This window comes from Clostridium sp. C105KSO13, from assembly GCF_001517425.1.
Lineage (GTDB): Bacteria > Bacillota > Clostridia > Lachnospirales > Lachnospiraceae > Muricomes.
Genome location: NZ_FBWL01000155.1, coordinates 15,081 through 36,704, shown reverse-complemented (window position 1 = coordinate 36,704; position 21,624 = coordinate 15,081). Strand labels below are relative to the sequence as shown.

19 protein-coding genes and 1 tRNA gene are annotated in these 21,624 nt (G+C 37.7%); 1 reads left to right on the top strand and 19 read right to left on the bottom strand.

The genetic code is table 11. From position 1 onward, the window contains the following. Positions 1-70: 70 nt before the first annotated feature. The 15 genes from BN3456_RS04920 to BN3456_RS04855 all read right to left on the bottom strand — a co-directional run bounded on the left by BN3456_RS04920 (position 71) and on the right by BN3456_RS04855 (position 15,472). Entirely contained in the window at positions 71-1,819 is a 1,749-nt protein-coding gene (locus BN3456_RS04920) for a sensor histidine kinase (protein ID WP_176699098.1), read from the bottom strand. Between the two features lie 53 nt (positions 1,820-1,872). Continuing rightward, positions 1,873-3,297, bottom strand: coding sequence for a phosphoglucomutase/phosphomannomutase family protein (locus BN3456_RS04915; RefSeq protein ID WP_089983026.1), 1,425 nt, complete (start codon positions 3,295-3,297; stop codon positions 1,873-1,875). Further along, positions 3,290-5,710 (bottom strand): GH36-type glycosyl hydrolase domain-containing protein, encoded by a 2,421-nt coding sequence (locus BN3456_RS04910; RefSeq protein WP_089983025.1) that lies wholly within the window; start codon positions 5,708-5,710, stop codon positions 3,290-3,292. Before BN3456_RS04910 ends, BN3456_RS04915 begins: the two co-directional genes overlap by 8 nt. Before the next feature lie 188 nt (positions 5,711-5,898). After that, positions 5,899-6,762: a MetQ/NlpA family ABC transporter substrate-binding protein gene (locus BN3456_RS04905; RefSeq protein WP_089983024.1), complete on the bottom strand. Its 864-nt coding sequence runs from the start codon at positions 6,760-6,762 to the stop codon at positions 5,899-5,901. 50 nt (positions 6,763-6,812) lie between these two features. Next, positions 6,813-7,478, bottom strand: coding sequence for a methionine ABC transporter permease (locus BN3456_RS04900; RefSeq protein WP_089983023.1), 666 nt, complete (start codon positions 7,476-7,478; stop codon positions 6,813-6,815). Next, a complete protein-coding gene (locus BN3456_RS04895) occupies positions 7,468-8,490 on the bottom strand; it encodes a methionine ABC transporter ATP-binding protein (RefSeq protein WP_089983022.1) in 1,023 nt (340 codons plus the stop codon). The genes BN3456_RS04900 and BN3456_RS04895 overlap by 11 nt, the downstream gene beginning before the upstream one ends. Before the next feature lie 95 nt (positions 8,491-8,585). Beyond that, a complete protein-coding gene (locus BN3456_RS16430; protein ID WP_278280264.1) occupies positions 8,586-8,708 on the bottom strand; it encodes a hypothetical protein in 123 nt (40 codons plus the stop codon). A gap of 99 nt (positions 8,709-8,807) precedes the next feature. Beyond that, positions 8,808-9,167, bottom strand: coding sequence for a molecular chaperone Hsp90 (locus BN3456_RS04890; RefSeq protein ID WP_089983021.1), 360 nt, complete (start codon positions 9,165-9,167; stop codon positions 8,808-8,810). Between the two features lie 59 nt (positions 9,168-9,226). Continuing rightward, positions 9,227-10,609 carry a branched-chain amino acid transport system II carrier protein gene (brnQ, locus tag BN3456_RS04885; protein ID WP_089983020.1) on the bottom strand — a complete coding sequence of 461 codons (1,383 nt, stop codon included), beginning with the start codon at positions 10,607-10,609 and terminating at the stop codon, positions 9,227-9,229. 88 nt (positions 10,610-10,697) lie between these two features. Beyond that, positions 10,698-10,774: transfer RNA gene (locus tag BN3456_RS04880), tRNA-Arg, on the bottom strand. Positions 10,775-10,849: 75 nt separating this feature from the next. Next, positions 10,850-11,725 (bottom strand): DUF3881 family protein, encoded by an 876-nt coding sequence (locus BN3456_RS04875; RefSeq protein WP_089983019.1) that lies wholly within the window; start codon positions 11,723-11,725, stop codon positions 10,850-10,852. 85 nt (positions 11,726-11,810) lie between these two features. Next, positions 11,811-13,097 carry a serine--tRNA ligase gene (serS, locus tag BN3456_RS04870; RefSeq protein WP_089983018.1) on the bottom strand — a complete coding sequence of 429 codons (1,287 nt, stop codon included), beginning with the start codon at positions 13,095-13,097 and terminating at the stop codon, positions 11,811-11,813. Between the two features lie 44 nt (positions 13,098-13,141). Then, a complete protein-coding gene (locus BN3456_RS04865) occupies positions 13,142-13,663 on the bottom strand; it encodes a DUF4446 family protein (RefSeq protein ID WP_089983017.1) in 522 nt (173 codons plus the stop codon). Between the two features lie 117 nt (positions 13,664-13,780). Continuing rightward, a complete protein-coding gene (locus BN3456_RS04860; RefSeq protein WP_089983016.1) occupies positions 13,781-14,701 on the bottom strand; it encodes a ParB/RepB/Spo0J family partition protein in 921 nt (306 codons plus the stop codon). A 3-nt stretch (positions 14,702-14,704) separates the two neighbouring features. After that, on the bottom strand, positions 14,705-15,472 hold the full coding sequence (locus tag BN3456_RS04855; protein WP_089983015.1) for a ParA family protein: 768 nt from the start codon (positions 15,470-15,472) through the stop codon (positions 14,705-14,707). A gap of 241 nt (positions 15,473-15,713) precedes the next feature. Here BN3456_RS04855 and BN3456_RS04850 point away from each other — a divergent pair, with 241 nt between their 5' ends. After that, a complete protein-coding gene (locus BN3456_RS04850) occupies positions 15,714-16,676 on the top strand; it encodes an alpha/beta fold hydrolase (protein WP_089983014.1) in 963 nt (320 codons plus the stop codon). 52 nt (positions 16,677-16,728) lie between these two features. On the opposite strand, the gene rsmG is transcribed toward BN3456_RS04850, so the two are convergent. From rsmG to jag, 4 genes are all read right to left on the bottom strand, one after another. After that, complete coding sequence (gene rsmG / locus BN3456_RS04845; protein WP_089983013.1) at positions 16,729-17,439, bottom strand: 16S rRNA (guanine(527)-N(7))-methyltransferase RsmG; 711 nt, start codon at positions 17,437-17,439, stop codon at positions 16,729-16,731. 29 nt (positions 17,440-17,468) lie between these two features. Further along, complete coding sequence (gene mnmG, locus BN3456_RS04840) at positions 17,469-19,361, bottom strand: tRNA uridine-5-carboxymethylaminomethyl(34) synthesis enzyme MnmG (RefSeq protein WP_089983012.1); 1,893 nt, start codon at positions 19,359-19,361, stop codon at positions 17,469-17,471. After that, positions 19,327-20,739 (bottom strand): tRNA uridine-5-carboxymethylaminomethyl(34) synthesis GTPase MnmE, encoded by a 1,413-nt coding sequence (gene mnmE, locus BN3456_RS04835; protein WP_089983011.1) that lies wholly within the window; start codon positions 20,737-20,739, stop codon positions 19,327-19,329. Before mnmE ends, mnmG begins: the two co-directional genes overlap by 35 nt. Before the next feature lie 81 nt (positions 20,740-20,820). Then, positions 20,821-21,582, bottom strand: a complete 762-nt coding sequence (jag, locus tag BN3456_RS04830) for an RNA-binding cell elongation regulator Jag/EloR (RefSeq protein WP_089983010.1) — start codon at positions 21,580-21,582, stop codon at positions 20,821-20,823. Between the last annotated feature and the right edge of the window lie 42 nt (positions 21,583-21,624).

Below are 21,624 nucleotides of genomic sequence, written 5' to 3'. Positions count from 1 at the left end.
ATTATAACTATTATACGAAAGAGTATCGTCATAGTGAATAGACAGCATTGCTATTTATTGTTTTTTCTTGTTACATTTGTCGGAATAGTGTAAGTGTGCTTACAGTATATCCTTCAGCATTTGTTTGAATATTAAGTCCACAATCCGGGCCATAGATTATTTTCAGGCGTTGATTTACATTGCGTATTCCGATATTTAAAGATTTTTCTTCCCTCTCTATCCCCCCTCCCAAAAGGTATTCGATCTTTTTTATATCATCTATAGAGAGGACACCGTGGTTTTTTATTTCAATAATCAGCTTATCTTCATCCCCAAGCCTTATGTTTATGTGGATAATAATCCGATTTTGTTCATCCACCCCGTGTTCCACAGCATTTTCTACAATGGGCTGTATTATCAGGCGGGGAACCTTGACCTGCAGGAGATCATTGTTAATATTTTTGTGAATTTCCAGCTTATCTTCAAAACGACGGGCAATAATATACAGATAGGCGTCCATATAACTGAGTTCTTCTGACAGGGGTATATAAGAATTCTTTTTACGATTCAGTGTTGCCTCCAACATGGTGGATAAGGCTTCTATCATGCCACTGGCCTTATAGTTTCCATTCATGCGTGCTTCCCAATTGATGATTTCCAGCGTATTGTTAAGAAAATGAGGGTTTATCTGGGATTGTAATGCTTTGATTTTGGCATCACGCAGAGCTAGTTCCTCAGAATATATAGTGTCAAACTGGTGCTTTAGTTCCGCAGACATCTGATTGAAGGATTCTCCCAAATAAACCAATTCCCGGCTGCTGCCGACCTGGGGCATGGCAAAACCGAGGTTACCTTTCTCTATTTCTCTGGACGCATCTACCAGCTCTGCTACAGGTCTGGTAACCTCCCTGTGAAAAAACCAGATTACAAGTAAAATCAATGGAATCATAGAAACAAGAAAGATACCAATAATGTATGTGAAATTTTGTTCATTCATTACAGAACGGGTATCTAATGACAGCATGAAATCCATGTCATGACCTTCAAAACGAATCTTATTATAAACATACGTGTTTTTCTGTCCGATATTGTATACCCTGTGATCTTTCATTCCATTTAATACGTAATAATGACGAATACCTCCCGGTTCCTCTAAATTGGTGTCTGCAACCTGCTGCCCATCCAGATAAACCTCATATCCCTGATATCCCATGATGCTCTCAAAACTCTTAAACATTGCCGATGGATCCAGTTCCATAATAATAACGGCAAATGGCCGAAACCCTGTGGTCATCATATTTCGAACCATATAAATATTTCCATCCACATTTAAAAAGATAATATCAGTATCCAGACTTTTAGACTCTTCGTGTACCTTATCTAAAACCTCATTTTCAAAATATTGTACCCGATCAAAAGTACCACTCTTGATATTGCTGTATGTATAATATATTTCATCAGGATCTGAGTTGAAGTATACCATGGTTGTCAGAAAAGAGGTATTATACCGGTACTGGTCATTTAAAAAATCTGTAACCGTATTGTAGAGCTGCCTTTTCCTCTGCCCAATACTCTCCCCACCTGCTTTATACTCAGTATAGGCATCCCGGATTACATTCAGATAAGAAGCATTTCGTGAAGCACCCACCGCATCGGAAAAATTCATCTCACAGATTTGAACCGCCTTCTCAGCAGAAACAGATATATTTTCTTCCAGATGAGCTTTAATTTTATCGGAAATATAGAAGAACATGACATACGAAGCCAATGTCAGTGGCAGAAGCCAGCCAACCACAAGCATCATTATCATGTTCCATTTCAGCGGATACTTTCTACCCACTATTTTTCTGAATTTTCTTTTTATAGTTTCCATGTAATCATTATATAATACAATCAAGCTGTAGTAAATATACCCAGGTACTTTTCGAATATATTACATATATTTGCTGCATCAGCCTGCAATTCCATTTCACAAAAGATCCGAAGCAAGGGCTCTGTCCCGGAAAAACGGGCACTGATCCAGCCTGAGTTTTTAAAATAGACCTTGCATCCATCCAAATAAGATACCCTGTCAATTTCACATGGTAATTTTGGCAATTCTTTTTCTTCCAGAAGAATTTTATAAATAAATTTCTTCTTTTCATCCGTAAATTTATAGGAACGTTCTTCCATATAAACCTTCCCAAATTCTTTTTGCACCTCCCTGTAAAGCTCAGAAAGTTTTTTACCGGTGACAGAAATCATCTCTACCAGCAAAATAGCAGCATATATTCCGTCTTTCCCGCGGATATGCCCACGAACTGTAAGCCCGCCGGAAGATTCTCCTCCTATCACTGCATTGGCAGCCTGCATTTTAGCTGAAATATGTTTGAATCCAACAGGAACCTCGTAGCAGATTTCCCCAAATGCTTCAGCCTCTCTGTCTAATATGTGCGTGGTGCAGATATTCCGTACAACAGGCCCTTTCCAGCCTTTATACCTAACAAGATAATAATATAAAAGCACCATAATATCATTGGGATGCAGAAACCTCCCTTCATCATCAATTACGCCGATTCTATCTGCATCCCCGTCTGTTGCCAGTCCAATATCACAGTGCTGTTCCATTACATAGAGCTGAAGACTTCTCATTGTATCTGCATTGGGAGCCGGAAGCTTTCCGCCAAACAAAGTGTCGTGCCGTCCATTTATCGTGAACACATCACATCTGGCTGTCAGCAGTATCGTTTTCAATGAGGTCTCGCTGACCCCGTACATTGGATCAAGAGCAATTCTTAGATGCCGCCTTCTGATTGCATCCATATTCACTGCAGTGATAATATTATCCAGATAGTCATTGAGGGGATATATTTCCTCAATCAGGCCTGCTTCCCTGGCCTGGCTGTACTCCATCTCTTCGACGGGAATATCTGTAACATCCTCGATATACATCTCAATCTCCATAGTCTGCCGTTCATCTGCATCTCTTCCTCCATATGTAAAAACTTTCATTCCATTGTAAATAGCTGGATTATGACTTGCTGTTATCATCATTCCATAATGAAGCTGATGCTTCATCACATAGAACATGACAAGAGGAGTCGGGACAGACTGGTTAATCAAGCTGGCCTTAATCCCCTGAGCAGCAAATACCTGACCGGCCCACTGCATAGCCTCCTTTGATAAAAAACGTCTGTCGTATCCAAGGACAACTCCTTCACTTTTAATACCTTCTTCTTTCATTTTGTCTGCAATGGCCCTGGATAAAATCTGAATATTCTCCTTGGTAAATTCATCGCCGATCACTGCCCGCCAGCCTCCGGTACCAAATTTAATCATCCTTTTTTCCTCCCATACATACAGTGATCTGGTGAACCGTTCCCTTCTTCATCGGCGGTATTTCTAAAACCTCTTTTCCGTCCATAAAAACAGATCTGACACCTTTCATAACACCATCCGGATTCTCCACTCTGATTTGATATTCTGCTCCTCTCCACCGGCGTTTTACAGTAAATTTTTTCCATTCCCCGGGAATACAGGGATCAATCAAAAGTTTGTCCATACCCGGACGTATTCCCAGAATATAGTGTGTGACTGCAAAATACGCCCATCCGCCGCTACCGGTCATAAACGGATGACGTGCCCTTCCATAATATGTATGGTCTCTTCCCATAATGAACTGACAATAGGAATAGGGTTCCGCCTCCCGTATCTCAATCTTATCATTTTGATAATAAGGGCAAAGTGCATCGTAAAACTTTACTGCCTTATCCCCTCTTCCCAGTACACACTCGGCCGCCCATGCCCAGGGATTGGGGTGACTGAATATGGAAGCATTCTCTTTCAACCCCGGGCATACCCTGGTGACAAAACCGATGTCATCGTCTCTTTTTGTATAGGCCGGGGCATTTAGCTGCAGACCATATGGGGTATACAGCCATTTTTCCACACTGTCCATAGCTGTTGCTCCCTTCTTCCAATTTGCAGCCCCGGAGAGCACTGCCCAGGCATTGGATTCCAGATGAATTTTTCCTTCTTCATCCCCTATAGTACCTATTAGTTTTCCATTTTTTGTAATCCCCCGGATATACCACTCATTATCCCAAAGCTGCTCACTAGCTTTCTTCACCTGTACACGCATATCTTTATACTTCTTTATGTCTTCACTAATATCCCAGTCCCCGGACTTAACTTGTAGATGTCCGGCAAGCTCCAGAAGATTAGAAATGGCCCAGTAATGCAAAAATGTGACAAGGGCACTCTCTCCGCCGCCCAGATTCAGACAATCATTCCAATCCGCACGCAGTCCTTTGCAGATACCTGTTTTGCCCACCTGTTCATAAGAAAAATCCAAGATACGCTTCATATGCTCATAAACCGTATCTTCGCCGCCATCTGCATAGGACACCTTTTCCTTTAAAAATTCCACCTCACCAGTTTCTTTTACATATTCAACTATAGACGGCACCAGCCACAGAGCATCATCCGAGCAGGCCTGTTCTATTTTATGTAAGTGGTCTTTTTTTGCTGTAGGTATAACAGTTGGGGAATCTGCATACTCCGGCTCTGCATCCGAATCAAACCATTCCGGTTCAAAAAGATGAATTCCATAGCCTCTTGTTGTCAGAGCCCTGAGCAGCTGAAGAAGCCTCCTACGGCATTTTTCAGGGTTGGAATGAGGCACACACATAGCATCCTGAGCCGTGTCCCTGTACCCTAACCCGGTCCTTCCTCCAACTTCAATAAAAGATGCAAAGCGGGAAAATATTACATTAATTTCAGCCTGGTATAAAGTCCATGTATTGGTAAGCACATTCATCCCCTTATCTGGGGTCTGAATTTGAAGACAATTTAACTTGGCCTCCCAGTAATCCCTAAGTTCACGGTAAGACTGATCTACCCTATTAAGGTTCGTATATTTCTCTCGGATTCTCACACCCTCTTTCCGGTTTCCTGAACCTAGCATAAAAATTAGCCGAACACTTGCTCCTGGTTCCAATTCCAGATTCTTCTGAAAGCTGCCACAGTGATTGTTTCCTTCCTCCGCTGAACCAGTACACTGTCCCTCAATCACTACCTTAGGATTTTGCTCCGTGTGATAAATCCCAAGAAAACTATCTCTTAATGTATCGTAGCTGTCTGGCTGGAAGGAAGCTGTAAAATACTGTTCTTTTCCCGGCTCATAGAACATCCTCTGTTCTATTACCCCATCCTGGTAATCGGCTCCGGAACAGTACATGCTCATCTGAAAGTTCTGATTATCACTTGCAACACCATGAAAAGAAAACTCGCAGAAAGAAAATAATTGCAGCAGTCTCGTCTGGCTTCCGGTATTTTTTAAAGTAAAATCCCACAGCAGCACATCTTCTCCCAGGGGAATTGTCAACCGCATCTCCGTTTCAATACCAGCATATCTGCTGAAATATCTGCTGTAAGAAAGCCCATGACAGCAGCTATAATTCACCTGATCCAGTGGTTTTCCCACAGGCTGCCAAGTGGCACTCCAATAATCCTTGGTCTGCGTATCCCTAAGGTATAAATCAAATCCCGGACGGTCCATAGGAACCGCATTCCCCCTAAATCTAGTCATCCGGTGATACTCCGGAGATTTATGAAACATATATCCCCCTGCAGTCTGATTTATTACAGCACAAGTATCTTCCACACCAAGATAATTTGTCCAGGAAACAGGAACATCTACACGCTCAATCACATATTCTCTGTTTTTCTCATCAAAAAAACCATATTCCATACAAATCATCCTCCACTCACTACATTCATGATACTTTTATTATAGATATTTCATACTTTGTATGGAATAGTCATTCCTGTTAATATTTGATTTATTTTGGCTATAATTATAACTTTCCCTTGTGAATAAAAAACTGCTGCAAAACAATAAAATATTGTTTTTACAGCAGTTCTTTTTTTAGATTAGTTTTAGAAGGATGGGACTACAGCGCCTTCATACTTGTCTTCCATAAACTTTTTCACTGTATCACTGGTCAGTGCTTTAATAAGTGCTTTTGTCTTATCACTGTCTTCATCTCCCGAACGGACTGCTACAACATTGCTGTAAGTAGTTGCCGCGATGGAATCAGCATCTTCTGCTGCCAGAGCATCGGATACTTTTAACCCTGCTTCAATTGCATAATTTCCATTGATGACTGCTAAATCCGCATCCTGTAAGGAACGTGGAATCTGAGCTGCTTCAACCTCAGTGATTTTCAAATTTTTCTCATTCTCTACAACATCCTTTTTTGTCGCATCCAGCTCAATGCCATCCTTTAAAGTAATAAGGCCGTTGTCAGCCAGCAAAAGAAGTGCTCTGGCTTCATTGGAAACATCATTGGGAACCAAAACCTCTGCACCATCTGCAAGATCGTCCAAAGACTTTGTCTTTCCTGCATAAATGCCGAAAGGTTCATAGTGGATTGCTCCTGCACTTACAAGGTCTGTTCCGTTTTCCTCATTAAACTGATCCAGATATGGCTTGTGCTGGAAGTAATTGGCATCCAAATCTTTTGAATCAAGCGCCAAATTTGGCTGTACATAATCCGTATATTCTTTGACTACCAGTTCATAGCCCTCTTCCTTCAGAATATCTTTTGCGGCATCTAAAATTTCCGCATGAGGTGCTGGAGTTGCACCTACATAAATTTTCTCTAAATCTCCTGATTTCTCCTTCGATTCTGTTGTGGTTTCTGCTTTTTTAGTATCAGATTTTTCATTGTTACCTGAGCATGCGGTAAGTACTCCTATTGAGAGAACGGCGGCTGCAAGTACATATAATGATTTCCTCATAGTCATTTCCTCCTTGATAAATTTTATATTGTAACGCCTTTGGGCGGTTACTACTTGATTCTTTTGTCACTTTTCCTGGACAATCCCATCCCCGCTTCTTGAATAATTTGGACAATAATAACCAGAATAGCCACTGTAATAAGCATCATGTTTGTCTCATATTTATAATATCCATATCGAATAGCAATATCACCAAGACCACCTCCACCTACAAAACCAGCCATGGCGGAATATCCTAAAATAGTTGTGATGGACAATGCCGCTCCTACCAATAGAGAAGGTTTTGCTTCGGGAAGATAGACTTTGCAGATAATCTGGAAGGTAGAAGCTCCCATAGATTTTGCCGCTTCAATTATTCCACTGTCCACTTCTTTAAAAGAAGACTCTACAACTCTGGCTACATAGGGTGCGGAAGCTAAAGTCAAAGGAGGAATTACCGCCGTTGACCCCAAAGTGGTGCCTACGATCATCCTTGTAAGAGGAAGCATCATAAGAAGAAAGATAATAAAAGGCACGGAACGAATCAGATTTATAATAATCCCCAAAGGTTTGTGAAGCCACGGCATCGGATGAATCCCATCCTTATCTGCAACAATAAGAATGATACCTAAAGGAATTCCTATCACATAGGCCAGCAAAGAAGATACTGCTATCATATACAGGGATTCCAAGGTTCCTGTTAAAAGCATGGAAATAGTGGTTGAATCAAATGTCATAATCTTTTACCTCCTCATGTGATATCTTTGCTGTATTCAAATAATTAAGTATTCTGGTTTGCTCTGTCTCATCTTTCGGCAGCTGAATCACCATCTGTCCCATGGCAGTTCCGTGGATATCCCTTGTCTCTGCGTGTATAATATTGACCGGCACCTTGCAGGCTAAAATTAGATTAGCAAGAACCGGCTCAAACGACGAGCGTCCATCAAAGGAAATCCTGACCTGTCTGGAATTTCCGAATCGGCTGACTTGTTCTGCCGCATCTCCCAAAATAAGCTGGCGTCCGATTTTAGATTTTGGTTCCGAAAATATTTCTGCTACAGCGCCAACCTCTGCGATATGGCTCTGGTCAATGATTGCAACCCTGTCACAGATAGCTTCTATAACAGACATCTCATGGGTAATGACAACCACTGTAACCCCCATGCTCTTGTTAATCTCCTTTAACAGTTCAAGAATAGACTTTGTAGTGTTAGGATCCAGTGCACTGGTTGCTTCATCACAAAGAAGAATCTTTGGATTGGTGGCCAGAGCTCTTGCAATAGCCACTCTCTGCTTCTGTCCTCCCGAAAGTTGTGCCGGGTAAGCCTTTGCCCTGTCACTTAAACCCACAATCTCCAGAAGCTCTTTTGCTTTGTTTACTGCTTTCTTTTTGGGCCATTTGGCAATTTCTAAAGGAAAACAGACATTCTGTAGTACATTTCTTTGTTCCAGCAGATTAAACTGCTGAAAAATCATCCCCATAGCTTGTCTTGCCATCCTCTGTTCCTTTGGACTCATGGCCGCCAGACTCTTTCTTTCAAAAAAAACATCCCCTGACGTAGGTATCTCCAGATAATTGATACATCTTACCAGGGTACTCTTCCCCGCTCCGCTGAGACCGATGATTCCAAATATCTCCCCCTGCTCAATAGACAGATTTATATCATCTAATGCCTTAATAGGGCCGTTTGCTGTCTGGAACTCCTTGGCAAGTCCAACCAGCTGGATAATAGGTTCTGATGATTCCATATCTCACTTTCCTTTCTATTACATAAAAAGCCGCAAGCCCTGCACAGACCTGCGACCTTATACCCCTGCATTTTATTGCAGCTGCCAAATTTCAATCACATCCCATACAAATGAAAACCTGATATCGTTTTTTTTGCACACTCTGACATACAACACATCATCATACACATGCTGTCCATCAGAGTCATATTCATCTGCATGGTCTTCCACTGATTCATAACGGCAACTCCCTTCACATCTCCTATAGGTGAACTAAGAATTATATTAATGCCTCTTATGAGGCGTATTTTACCTTTTCTTTATAAATTTGTCAAGACTTATTTCAGTAGTTCCTCCTTCTTTTCAAGTATCTCCAATGCGGCCGTGCATGCAGGACAATCGCAATATTTTGCTCCGTCAGCCTTGATATCTTTTGCATGTGCTGCCATATTTTTAGCATTCTCAGCACCAAAAATCTTTATTCCGGCCTCAGATTCGGTAAGATCTATTAAGCTATCAATCGTTATAACATCCTCTTCCAGCTCTTGGATATACTTCTTTGTCTCTGCAGCTTGTTCTTTTGTTCCAACAGCATCCAGCCAACTCAGTGCTGCCGCTTTAGCCTCTGCACTGCATGATGGTGCACTCATTAAATCTTGTGTCTTCTCAACAGCATAATCTAATACTTCTTTCTCCATAATTGCTCGTCCTTCTTTCTTCTGAAATTTATCTATATTTTACCATATTAAGGTATCCTTTACAATTTCTTATTTTTAACCCGATGCCAGATCAGACCAATAATAAATCCTACGAATGCCGGTAACACCCACCCCATTCCAATCGAGAAAAACGGCAAGTTTTCTTCTCCAAAATGTATCATCGCCTGTGCTGCTCCCGTCTGGCGTATAATATCAGGGCTTGCATTAATCCCATCAATTACCGAGGCAAGAAGTGTAAAATAAGTTGTCGCCTGATATACGCATGAATCGTGATGAAAAAGTGGCCCGATAATCGAAAGCAAAATCAATGTCATCGCCAGCGGATAGATAAACATCAATACCGGAATTGAAAAGTGTATAATCTTGGTTAACCCTATATTAGCAAGCAGACAAGCAAGCAGACTGACCCCTGTCGTAAAAGTTAAATACTTTAGTGACGGAAATAGTTCTACAAATGTTTTCGAAAAGGCAGTAATCAGTCCAATAGCAGTCTTTAAACATGCTACAATGACAATCAGTGCAAGAATGATGCTTCCATAAATGCCAAAATAGTAATTGGCAACCTGCGCCAGGGCGACTCCGCCATTTTCGCTTAACGGAAACTTTCCCAGACTCATTGTTCCCACATAAGCTAACAAACTATAAATAACTCCCATTGCAACAATACTGATGATACCGGATTTAATAGTGTCCACCGCAATCGACGCAGGATTTTTTATTCCCCGGCTGCGAATTGTTGACACAATGATAATACCAAATGCCAGGGATGCAAGAGCATCCAACGTATTGTAACCCTCAACAAATCCTTTGAAAAAGGCATTTGCCTGATAATCCGATTGTACCATGGTGCCTGTGATTGGTCCCATTGGCCGAACAAATGCCATGATTAAAAGAAATCCCAATAAAATCAAAAATAAGGGATTTAAAATTTTACCGATATAATCAAGCAACTTTGTTGGTTTTCGCGCCAACAGCCATGCTATAAAGAAAAAAAGACTGCTGAAAAGTGCAAGCATGAATACTGACATGTCTTTAGAAACAAAGGGAGCCAGGCCTATTTCAAATGAAGTTGTTGCCAGGCGTGGAATTGCATAAAGCGGGCCAATCACAAGGTAAAGTAGAATCGTAAAAATATATGCGTAACGTCGGTTTACATGGGTAGCTAATTGAAAAACGCCTTCACTTTGCGATATGCCAATTGCGACAACTCCAAGAAAAGGCAGGCCTATTCCCGTCACAAGAAAGCCTAAATTAGCCCAAATAACATCCATACCCGCAGCCTGTCCCAGATGAACAGGAAAAATCAGATTTCCTGCTCCAAAAAACAGTCCAAACAACATAGATCCAATCATTAAATAATCTTTAAATTTTAATTTATTTTCCGCGCCAGTTTTAGTTTGATTTAGGTTTTCTTTTTTCATTTTCTAGTATACTCCTTTGCATTTTTTAAGAAAAGGTTATAAAAAAGCTGTAAGCCTATAAATCTAAAAAGCTTACAGCATTATTTACTGGCGTTCCCGAGCGGATTCGAACCGCTGGCCTTCCGCTTAGGAGGCGGACGCTCTATCCTGCTGAGCTACGGAAACTTCTGTATATGCTCTGTTTCTACAGAACACAACTAATAATATAACATGAAATTCAGAAAATCTCAACTTATTTTGCTAAAAATTTATATATCCCTGCAGCCATATTGTAGCTTTAAATCTTCTCCCAATTTCCGGTTCGCCCATTACTTCTTTCACAGGAACACAGATATCAAACTGCATTTCATTTACATCCAGTTTCATCTGATATAAAGGTTCTCCTGTTACAATATTAATTCTTTCTCTGACCGCGAGTATTTCACCCATTATAGCATACAAATCACACTCCACGCCATAGGGCATAAAGTATGTATCTACAATAGAAAAAACGTCTTCACTGATTAATCTTCTTGATACTTTGGAATAGGTATCAATGTCATCCAGCGTCAATGTCTCAATTGCTTCCTGATCTCCGCCCCTTGCTGCTTTAAGCAATACTTTTCTGTTGTCCGATGCTTCTTTCTCGTTCTTTACCTGCTGTTCACTTTTTTTCACAGGAAACAGTACTTTCCCCGATAAAGCCAGACCTGAAAATGTGATGGAAGTAGGCATTTCATTCTCAAAACCCATCTGGCGTTCCCTCATATATTCGATGCCGTTCTGGAGATGGAAAATTAGACTGATTCCTACTCTTGGATCTTCACAAATCCCCACGTATTCCTCTTTTTCAATACGTTTCTCCACAGCGATATCTGCATATGTAGTTATACCGCTTCCTTCAAAATAAGGAAAATAATAGTCCGCATCAAACTTTTCCTCTTCATCCAATTCTCCACATAAAGTAATTCCTACTTTCTCTCCATATTCTTTTTGGAATTCGCAATAATCCGCCCAACTTTGATATGATACAATTGTCTGATGTGTAAAATTGGTTTCTACTTGTTTCAAAAGATCTTTTACTTTTTTTTTTGTGTTCAGCTCATTAAAACCGATTGCTTTTAGATATTGATGCATAATATTCTCCAAATTTTTGTTCACAGTTCAGTCATTCTGAATATAAAGGAAATCAGACGTGTGACTGAACTGCAATTAACTATTTTTATTTTTGGGGAGTAATAACGTTATTTCCTCCCATATATGGCTGAAGTGCTTCCGGTATTTTCACAGAGCCGTCTGCTTGAAGGTTATTTTCGAGGAACGCAATAAGCATTCTCGGAGGGGCTACTACTGTATTATTCAATGTATGAGCAAAATATTTGCTGTTTTCACCTTTTACACGTATGCCGAGCCTTCTTGCCTGGGCATCTCCCAGATTGGAGCAGCTTCCCACCTCAAAATATTTTTTCTGTCTTGGTGACCACGCCTCTACATCGACAGATTTTACTTTTAAATCTGCCAGATCCCCGGAGCAGCATTCCAAAGTACGAACCGGAATATCTAATGAGCGGAACAAATCCACTGTATTTTTCCACAATTTATCATACCATTCCATACTTTCTTCCGGCTTACAAACAACTATCATTTCCTGTTTTTCAAACTGGTGGATACGATATACACCACGCTCCTCTACACCGTGAGCACCTTTTTCCTTTCTGAAACATGGAGAATAACTGGTCAACGTCTGAGGCAGCTCAACTTCATCTAACTGAGTATCAATAAATTTACCAATCATTGAATGCTCACTAGTTCCGATAAGATACAAATCTTCACCTTCAATTTTATACATCATTGCATCCATTTCAGAAAAACTCATAACACCATTAACCACATTACTACGAATCATATATGGTGGAATACAATAAATAAATCCTCTATTAATCATAAAATCTCTGGCATAAGCTAAAACTGCTGAATGAAGACGTGCAATATCCCCCATTAAATAATAAAATCCACTTCCTGCTACACGCCTTGCACTGTCCAAATCAATTCCATTAAATTTTTCCATGATTTCTGTATGGTACGGTACTTCAAATTCTGGCACTATTGGTTCACCGAATCTCTCCAGTTCTACATTTTCACTATCATCTTTTCCAATGGGAACTGATGGGTCAATAATATTTGGAATTGTCATCATGATTTTCTTAATGTTCTCTTCAATTTCTTTTTCTGCCGCTGAAAGAGATTCTATTCTGTCTGCGTGTTCTGCAATCTTCTGCTTTAAGGTTTCTGCTTCTTCCTTTTTTCCCTGTGCCATCATAGCACCTATTTGTTTAGAAGATTTATTTTTTTCTGCTCTTAAGGCCTCAACTTCTTGCTTAATGTCACGATTTTTCTTATCAAATTCCAAAACCTCATCAACTAATGGCAGCTTTTCATCTTGAAATTTGTTTACGATATTCTTTTTGACTACATCTGGGTTCATTCTAACAAATTTAATATCTAACATAATTTTATCCTCCTACAATACTTTCATCCTTTAATATTTTATGTTTATTTTTTTAAATCATAGTCTTCCTGGTAAATTGCTCTTTCTAATGACTCAGTTTCTTCATCAGCCAGTTCAATATAGCTTTGGCCATTTACAATTTCTTTTATATAAGTGTAACATCCTTCACGGCTATGCATAGCATTCAAAATCCATCCATTGTTATTTTCATCCAGCATAGTCAATGCAAAACTTAGATTACCACCCATTTCATGAAATGCATCATATTTGACAATACCTATCTTTTGATAATTTGATTTTATCTTTTTATAAATGTTCTGTATATCAGCCTTATTTTCTTTAGTAGTCTCAACAAGTTCATCTATTTCTTCAAACCTTGCTAATAGGCTTTCTTCTAAATTCTTTCCATCTTTTCCCTTCATAAACGAAGCATAACTGGCCTTCATTCTGTTATACTTCATATTTATACTCACCAGCAGTACAAACAATAGTACTTGGATTAAGAATAGTAATAAGAGTAAATATGCAGGATCAATTCCAATACGTCCTAATATAGTACTATTCATTTTAAGCCTCCTTATTTTGTAACTGTTCAGAATTAAATGTTAAAGAAAACTGTTCTTCTTCGAGCTTAGTTCTGAAAAGATACTTTATTCTTTTATTCTCCCCCCATATTATATATGCTAATCGGATATACTCATAATTAAATCGAATATACGTTCGAGTTCCTCCTGAGAATAGTATTCGATTTCTATTCGTCCTTTTCCATTGGCCTTTTGATTTACATTTACTTTAGTCCCCACAATGTTTTTCATTTTTTCTTCCAAATCATCATAAATAAATTTATTTTTTGTTTTTTCTTCTTTTGCTGCCCTTTTCGTATTCTTCAGAGCTTTAACTAGTTTTTCTGTTTCTCGCACACTAAGTTTTTCATCAAAAATCTTATTTGCTATTAAATATTGCTGTTCTTCATCATCAATTGCCAGCAATGCCCTTGCGTGACCAGTTGTAATCATATCATCTACAACCATTTGTTGTACTTTGTCACATAATTTTAGAAGGCGCATAGAGTTGGTAACTGCTGTTCTACTCTTTGAAACTCTCTCCGCAACCTCATCTTGTTTAAGACTAAATTCTTCCAACAGGCGCTTATAAGCCATTGCTTCTTCTATCGGATTTAAATTTTCTCTCTGAATATTTTCTATCAGGGATATTTCTACTATTTCCTGATCTGTATATTTTTTTATAACTACAGGTATTTCTTTAAGTCCTGCCAGCTTTGCTGCACGCCATCTTCTTTCTCCGGCAATAATCTCATAATAATCGTTTTTTTTCTGTACAACTAAGGGCTGAAGTACTCCAAACTGCTTAATAGAATCTGCTAATTCCAATAATGCATCTTCATCAAAATCTTTTCTTGGCTGATCCCGGTTAGGCTCTACTTTATTAGTTTTTAATAATATTTCTCCAGTACTACTTACTTTTTCATACTTAGTCGATTGCTTGATAATTTCTGTCTTTATAGGATTTTTCGACAGCTTTTCGCTTTTGTCAGGAATTAAACTATCTAGTCCTTTACCAAGCCCGTTTCTTTTCACCGCCATTTTTTATTTTTCTCCTTTTTGAATCACTTCTTCAGCCAATAACATATAACTTTCTGATCCTGAAGATTTTGGATCATATAAATTTATAGGTATCCCATAACTTGGTGCTTCTGCCAGGCGAATATTTCTCGGTATAATGGTTTTATAAATGTTTTGGCTTAAGTTATCCTTTACATTTTCCACAACTTGTAATGAAAGATTAGTTCTTGCATCATACATTGTAAAAACAACACCTTCTATTTTTAAAGTTGGGTTTAATCTTTCCTGTACTAGTTCTATAGTATGAATCAGCTGACTTAGTCCTTCAAGAGCATAATATTCACATTGAATTGGAACAAGCACAGAGTCTGCTGTTGTCATGGCATTAATGGTGAGCATGCTCAATGCAGGAGGACAGTCAATTATTATAAAATCATAGTTTTCTTTAATCTTTTTAACTTCGCTCTTTATAATATATTCTTTGTTTTCAACTCCAATTAATTCAATCTCAGCTGCTGATAGGTCAATGTTTGACGGAAGAACATCAAGATTCTCAAATACCTCTCTTTGAAGACACTCTTCAATTTCAACATTGCCAATAATCAAATCATAAACACTATTTTCAATTTCCATTTTGTCTATACTAAGCCCACTTGTCATGTTACCCTGTGGATCCATATCCAAAGCTAAAACTTTTTTTCCAAGTGTTGCAAGCGAAGATGATAGATTAATAGCTGTCGTTGTCTTTCCTACACCACCCTTTTGGTTAGCAATTGCTATAATCCTTCCCATTTTAGTACTCCTTTCAGTGAATACTCTACTATTATATCATCTTTTCATTTTTATATCTATATAATGTTTCACGTGAAACATATTTTTTTGTAAAAATATTTACTATCTATAATGTTTCACGTGAAACATTATAAACCACGCAAAACATATTAACTCTGTATACAAATAAATATATTTTTACTTTAATTGCTTCTCTGGATGTAGTATAATAATAGATATAAATTCAGAAAGAGGTGGTATTTTGAGTTGGAAGAAAAAGCTTACTTCATGTGTTCTTCTTAGTGGTACAACAATTGGAATTATGCATGTTGTTAATCGATTGGTTCATCATATTTCTACTATAGATAACCTTCTGTTCCATAAAGATGAACAATATTATGACTGGAGATTTGGCCGTATATTCTATACAAAACAAGGGGTTGGGTCTCCTATTTTACTGGTCCATGATTTAGATGTTGCTAGTTCTGCTTATGAATGGAATAAAATAGTGGATACATTATCACAAACCAATACTGTCTACACCATAGATTTACTTGGATGTGGTCGTTCAGCTAAACCTAATTTAACTTACACCAACTTTTTATATGTTCAATTAATTACTGATTTCATTAAACATGTTATTTGTAAAAAGACAGATATTATATGTACCGGAGAATCTGGTTCATTTGTTTTGATGGCATGTGCAAACGATAACACAGTAATTAATAAAGTTATGATGGTAAATCCTCAAAGTCTTATTACTCTTGCAAAAATACCAACAAAGCGTACTAAAATGGTACGCTATATTATAAATACACCCATTATAGGTACATTTATTTATAATATGTTGGTTAATAAAAGATCAATTGATGAAAATTTCCGATTTGGTTATTACTATGACCAAAATAAAATCGATGAAAGAAGTATACTTACATATTTTGAAGCATCACATAAATACAATACTCGTTCAAAATATTTATACTCCAGTATAAAATCAAGATATACAAATGCGAACATCATACATTGCCTTAAGGAAATAAATAATAGTATTTTTATTATAGTTGGAAATTCTAATCCAGAAAATATACTGGTAGCCAGTCAATATCAGAATCAGCTTCCTTCTATTGAAATTATAGAAGTTAATAAAACAAAACACTTACCTCAAATGGAAATGCCTGATAAATTTGTAGATCAGATAAAGATATTATTTGAAATTGATGAATAATTGTAAAAAGGGGAATGCTTCTGCATCCTCCTTTTTATATCTATCTGATTAACTATATTGGTTCCTTAGCGGGTGTTCCTGCTTTTCGTGGATATTTTTTCCTTGTGTTTTCTCTTTTTTTTATCTTTATAAATGATCTGTTTATATCTGTCCCAGGTAACTGAAACTTTATATTATCTTCTAATTCACCCCCCAACACCTTTATTGCTTTTCTTGAATTCTGTAGTTCTTCCTCTATATTTCCAGATTTATAAGATATAAATGTACCTCCTACTTCAAGATATGGAATGCAATATTCAGATAAGGTAGATAAGTTTGCAACTGCTCTTGATACACATAATTCGAATTTTTCTCTATAGTCCTCTTGTTTTGCATACTCCTCAGCTCTTCCATGTAATACTTCTATATTATTTAATTCTAATTCTTTTTTTACTGTACTTAAAAATTTTATTCTTTTATTTAAAGAATCTAGTAAAACTACATTCAGCTGTGGAAAAACTATTTTAAGAGGTATTCCAGGAAAACCTGCTCCGGTACCTACGTCTATCACATTTTTTGTTTTTCTGAAGTTAATTATATTAGCAATAGCAAGACTATCAACAAAATGTTTTTCATTTACCTCATCATAATCTGTTATTGTTGTGAGATTAATAAACTTATTCCACTCGGTTAGAAGTTCATAATATCTTTTAAACTGCCATCTTTGTTTTTCATCTAATTGAATGTCCAATTTGTTTAGCTGGTTTTCGAATTTATTTTCCATTCATTTTCTCCCAAATGCTGATGCATTATCTATTTACTTTCAAGATAAACTAAAAGTACCGAAATATCTGCCGGGGACACCCCAGAAATTCTTGATGCCTGACCGATCGATGATGGACGTACCTCCGTCAGTTTTTGTTTTGCTTCAATGCGGAGACCTTTCACCTCATCATAATTGATTCCTTGTGGAATTATCTTTTTCTCTAATCTTTTAAACTGCTCCACCTGTTTTTTTTGTCTTTTAATATATCCATCATACTTTATATTAATATTTACCTGTTCCTCTACATCGGATTCAAGTTTTCTTCTTTTTATATCAATCGGTGCAAGTATTTCATATGAAAGTTCAGGTCGTCTAATCAATTCTGCCAGAGTAGTTCCTGATGAAAGTAAAGTACTCCCAAGTGATTCTAATAATTTTTGTACTGTCTCAGACGTACCTATATTTGTATGCTCAACCCTACAAATCTCCTCATCAATTGCTTCTTTCTTTTTAATTAGTTTCTGATATCGATTCTCATTTATAAGTCCAACATCATATCCTATTTTTGTCAGTCTCATATCTGCATTGTCTTGCCTTAAAAGTAATCTATATTCAGCCCTTGATGTCATCATTCGATATGGTTCATGACTTTCTTTTGTAACAAGATCATCAATCAGTACTCCTATATAACCTTGCGAACGATCAATTATTATTCCCTGTTTTCCCTGTAACTTTCTTGCCGCATTAATACCCGCTATTAATCCCTGGGCAGCTGCCTCCTCATATCCTGAACTTCCATTAAATTGACCTGCACTAAACAGTCCTTCTATTTTCTTAAATTCAAGGGTGTTTTTTAACTGTCTTGCATCTATACAATCATATTCAATTGCATATGCATTTCTTACAATCTTCGCCTGTTCTAATCCTGATACACTTCGATACATGGCATATTGAACATCTTCCGGCATTGAACTTGACATACCTCCAATGTACATTTCATTTGTATCCGTTCCTTCAGGCTCAATAAACACCTGATGTCTATCTTTATCAGAAAATTTCACAACTTTATCTTCAATTGATGGACAATATCTTGGTCCGGTTCCTTCAATTTTTCCGGAATAAAGCGGAGATCTGTCCAGATTTTTTCGTATTATTTTATGCGTTTTTTCATTTGTATAAGTAAGCCAGCAGGATACCTGATCTATCTGCACATCATCAGGATTTGTAGTAAAAGAAAATGGAACAACTCTCTCATCACCTTTTTGTTCCTGCATTTTACTAAAATCAATAGAATTTTTATCAATTCTTGCAGGTGTCCCTGTCTTAAAGCGATACATTTTAACTCCAATTGACCTTAAACTATCTGTCAGGTAATTCGCGGACTGTAGACCATTTGGTCCTGTATAGGTGCTAACATCACCAAAAATGCATCTGGACTTCAAATATGTTCCGGTGCAAAGTATAACAGCACTACATGGATAAATTGCACCCGAATAGGTCTGTACACCTGTTATTTTTTCATTTTCCACCAGTAAATCAGTTACTTCCATTTGACGTATATCCAGGTTTTTTTGATCCTGCAGTACCCTGCGCATTGTTCTGCTATAATTTGACTTATCTGCCTGTGCACGCAAAGAATGTACAGCCGGTCCTTTTGATTGGTTTAGCATCTTGGACTGTATAAAGGTTTTATCTATTACTTTTCCCATCTCTCCTCCCAGAGCATCTATTTCCCTGACCAGGTGACCTTTTGATGTTCCTCCAATATTCGGATTGCAGGGCATCAATGCAATACTTTCTATACTTACTGTAAACATAATAGTTTTAAAACCGAGTCTAGCCGCAGCAAGAGCAGCTTCGCAGCCTGCATGTCCTGCTCCTATCACGACAATATCATATTCGTCTTTACTTACCCATACAGAATTTGCTGAATATTTCATTTACTAAATCTTCTCCTAACGTTTCCCCTGTTATATTTCCCAATGATTCATAGGCATCCATCAAATCGATAGAGAAAAAGTCTTCTGGCATCTGATTTTCAATACTGTCAATTACCCTTTTCAAACTTTCCCGAGCATCTATAAGTGCTGCTTTATGTCTGATATTTGTTATATATATTTCTTCATTAAAAGATACTTTTTTCTTCAGAAACATAGAATTTAAGATATCCTCGAATTCCCGGAATCCATATTCTTCTTTTACCGATATATCAATCATTGGAATGGTTTTTGAATTTATTCTTTCATTTTTATTCGATATAAGGATTTTTTTTATCGAATTTTGCAGGATTTCTTTCGTTACAATAGTATTTAAATCGGACTTATTTAAAAGAATAATAGTATTTTTACTCTCTATCAAGCGGATAATGTCTTCATCATTTTGATCCAGGTCTCTCGAAGCATCCACAACAAAAATGATAAGATCAGCGTTTTTTACATAATCACGCGCTTTATCTACACCAATTTTCTCTATAATATTATCAGTCTCTCTTATACCGGCCGTATCAACCATATTTAATGTTAGGCCATTCAGCTGAATCTGCTCTTCCAGAGCATCGCGCGTCGTACCCTCTATATCCGTCACAATGGCTCTTTCTCTTCCTGAAAGAATATTTAAAAGAGAAGATTTTCCCACATTTGGTTTTCCGACAATAACAGTCTGTATTCCCTCTTTCATGATTCTTCCACTGTCAGAAGATTTAACTAAATGCTCCAATTCTACTAAGATATCATTAATAACAGTTTTTAGTTTCTCATCATATCCATCTATGCTAATGTGTTCAGGATCATCCAAAGCAGTTTCTATAAATGCTGTTTGATAAATTATTTTGTTTCTTATATCTTTTATTTTTTTCTTTACACTTCCTTTAAGCTGACTCATTGAACTCTGAAGTGCATATTCATTTTTCGCTGTAATCAAATCAATTACAGCTTCTGACTGTGATAAATCTATCTTTCCATTTAAAAAAGATCTTTTTGTAAATTCTCCAGGTTCTGCAGGTCTTGCGCCGTTTTTAATGACTGTCTCCAATACACGTTTTACCACATAAGTTCCTCCGTGGCAATTAATTTCTACAGTATCTTCTCCTGTAAAGGTCCTAGGAGAACGCATCAGCATAACAAGTACCTCATCTATGGTTTCTTCCCTGTCCCTGATAAATCCATAATGGATTGTATGGCTTTCAGCCTCCGAAAGCCTGCCTTTCCCCTTATATATACGATCAGCAATCTGAAATGCTTCGGAGCCGCTAATGCGTACAATACCGATACCTGAATTTGTCATTCCGGTTGAAATTGCAGCAATTGTATCTCTCTTCATTTATCTCTCCTACATAAAAGGACGTCTGCTGTTTCACGAAAGCCTCCGTGAAGCAGAAACGTCCTCTTTCGCTTCATATTTTTATCTTTTCAATGTAATAACGACTTTTCTATAAGGTTCTTCACCTTCGCTGTGTGTAGTTACATACGGGTCAGATTGAAGTGCAGCATGAATAATTCTTCTCTCATAAGGATTCATAGGTTCCAATGATACTGGTCTCCTTGAACGCTTTACTTTATAAGCAATATTTTTTGCAAGATTTTTCAGAGTTTCTTCTCTTCTTGATCTGTAGTTCTCTGTATCCAGCTTTACACGGACATAGCCCTCTTGATTTTTATTAGCTACCCTGTTTGCCAGATACTGCAGAGCATCCAAAGTTTGTCCACGTTTTCCAATGAGGATGCCCATATTATCTCCGCTCATTTCCACGCCAAAGGCACCGTCTGAATCAACCTCAGATTTTAGCTTCACTGTCATTCCCATTGCTTTCAATGTATCTCCTAGAAAGGATACAACCGCTTCTCTTGTTCCATCTTTCACTTCAGCTAGTTCTGTTTCATGTTTTACGGGTGCAGTATTTTCACTCTTTTTAATCTCTTTAACAGGTTCTTGATTCTTCTTGTAATCATCTTCTTTTTTCTGGGTTTCAGGTTCATCTTTTACAGGTTCCGGTTTCCTTCTAGCTTCAATTACTGCCTGCTTCATACCAATTCCAAGAAAACCAGAACTTCCTTTTTCAATTACCTCGTATTCCAGTCTGTCACTAGTAACACTTAACTGAATCATTGCCTCTGTAATTGCATCATCCACTGTTTTTGCTGATACTCTGATACTGCCGTTCATCCTGAATCCTCCCTTTCTATGCTTACTCTTCTCCACTGATCC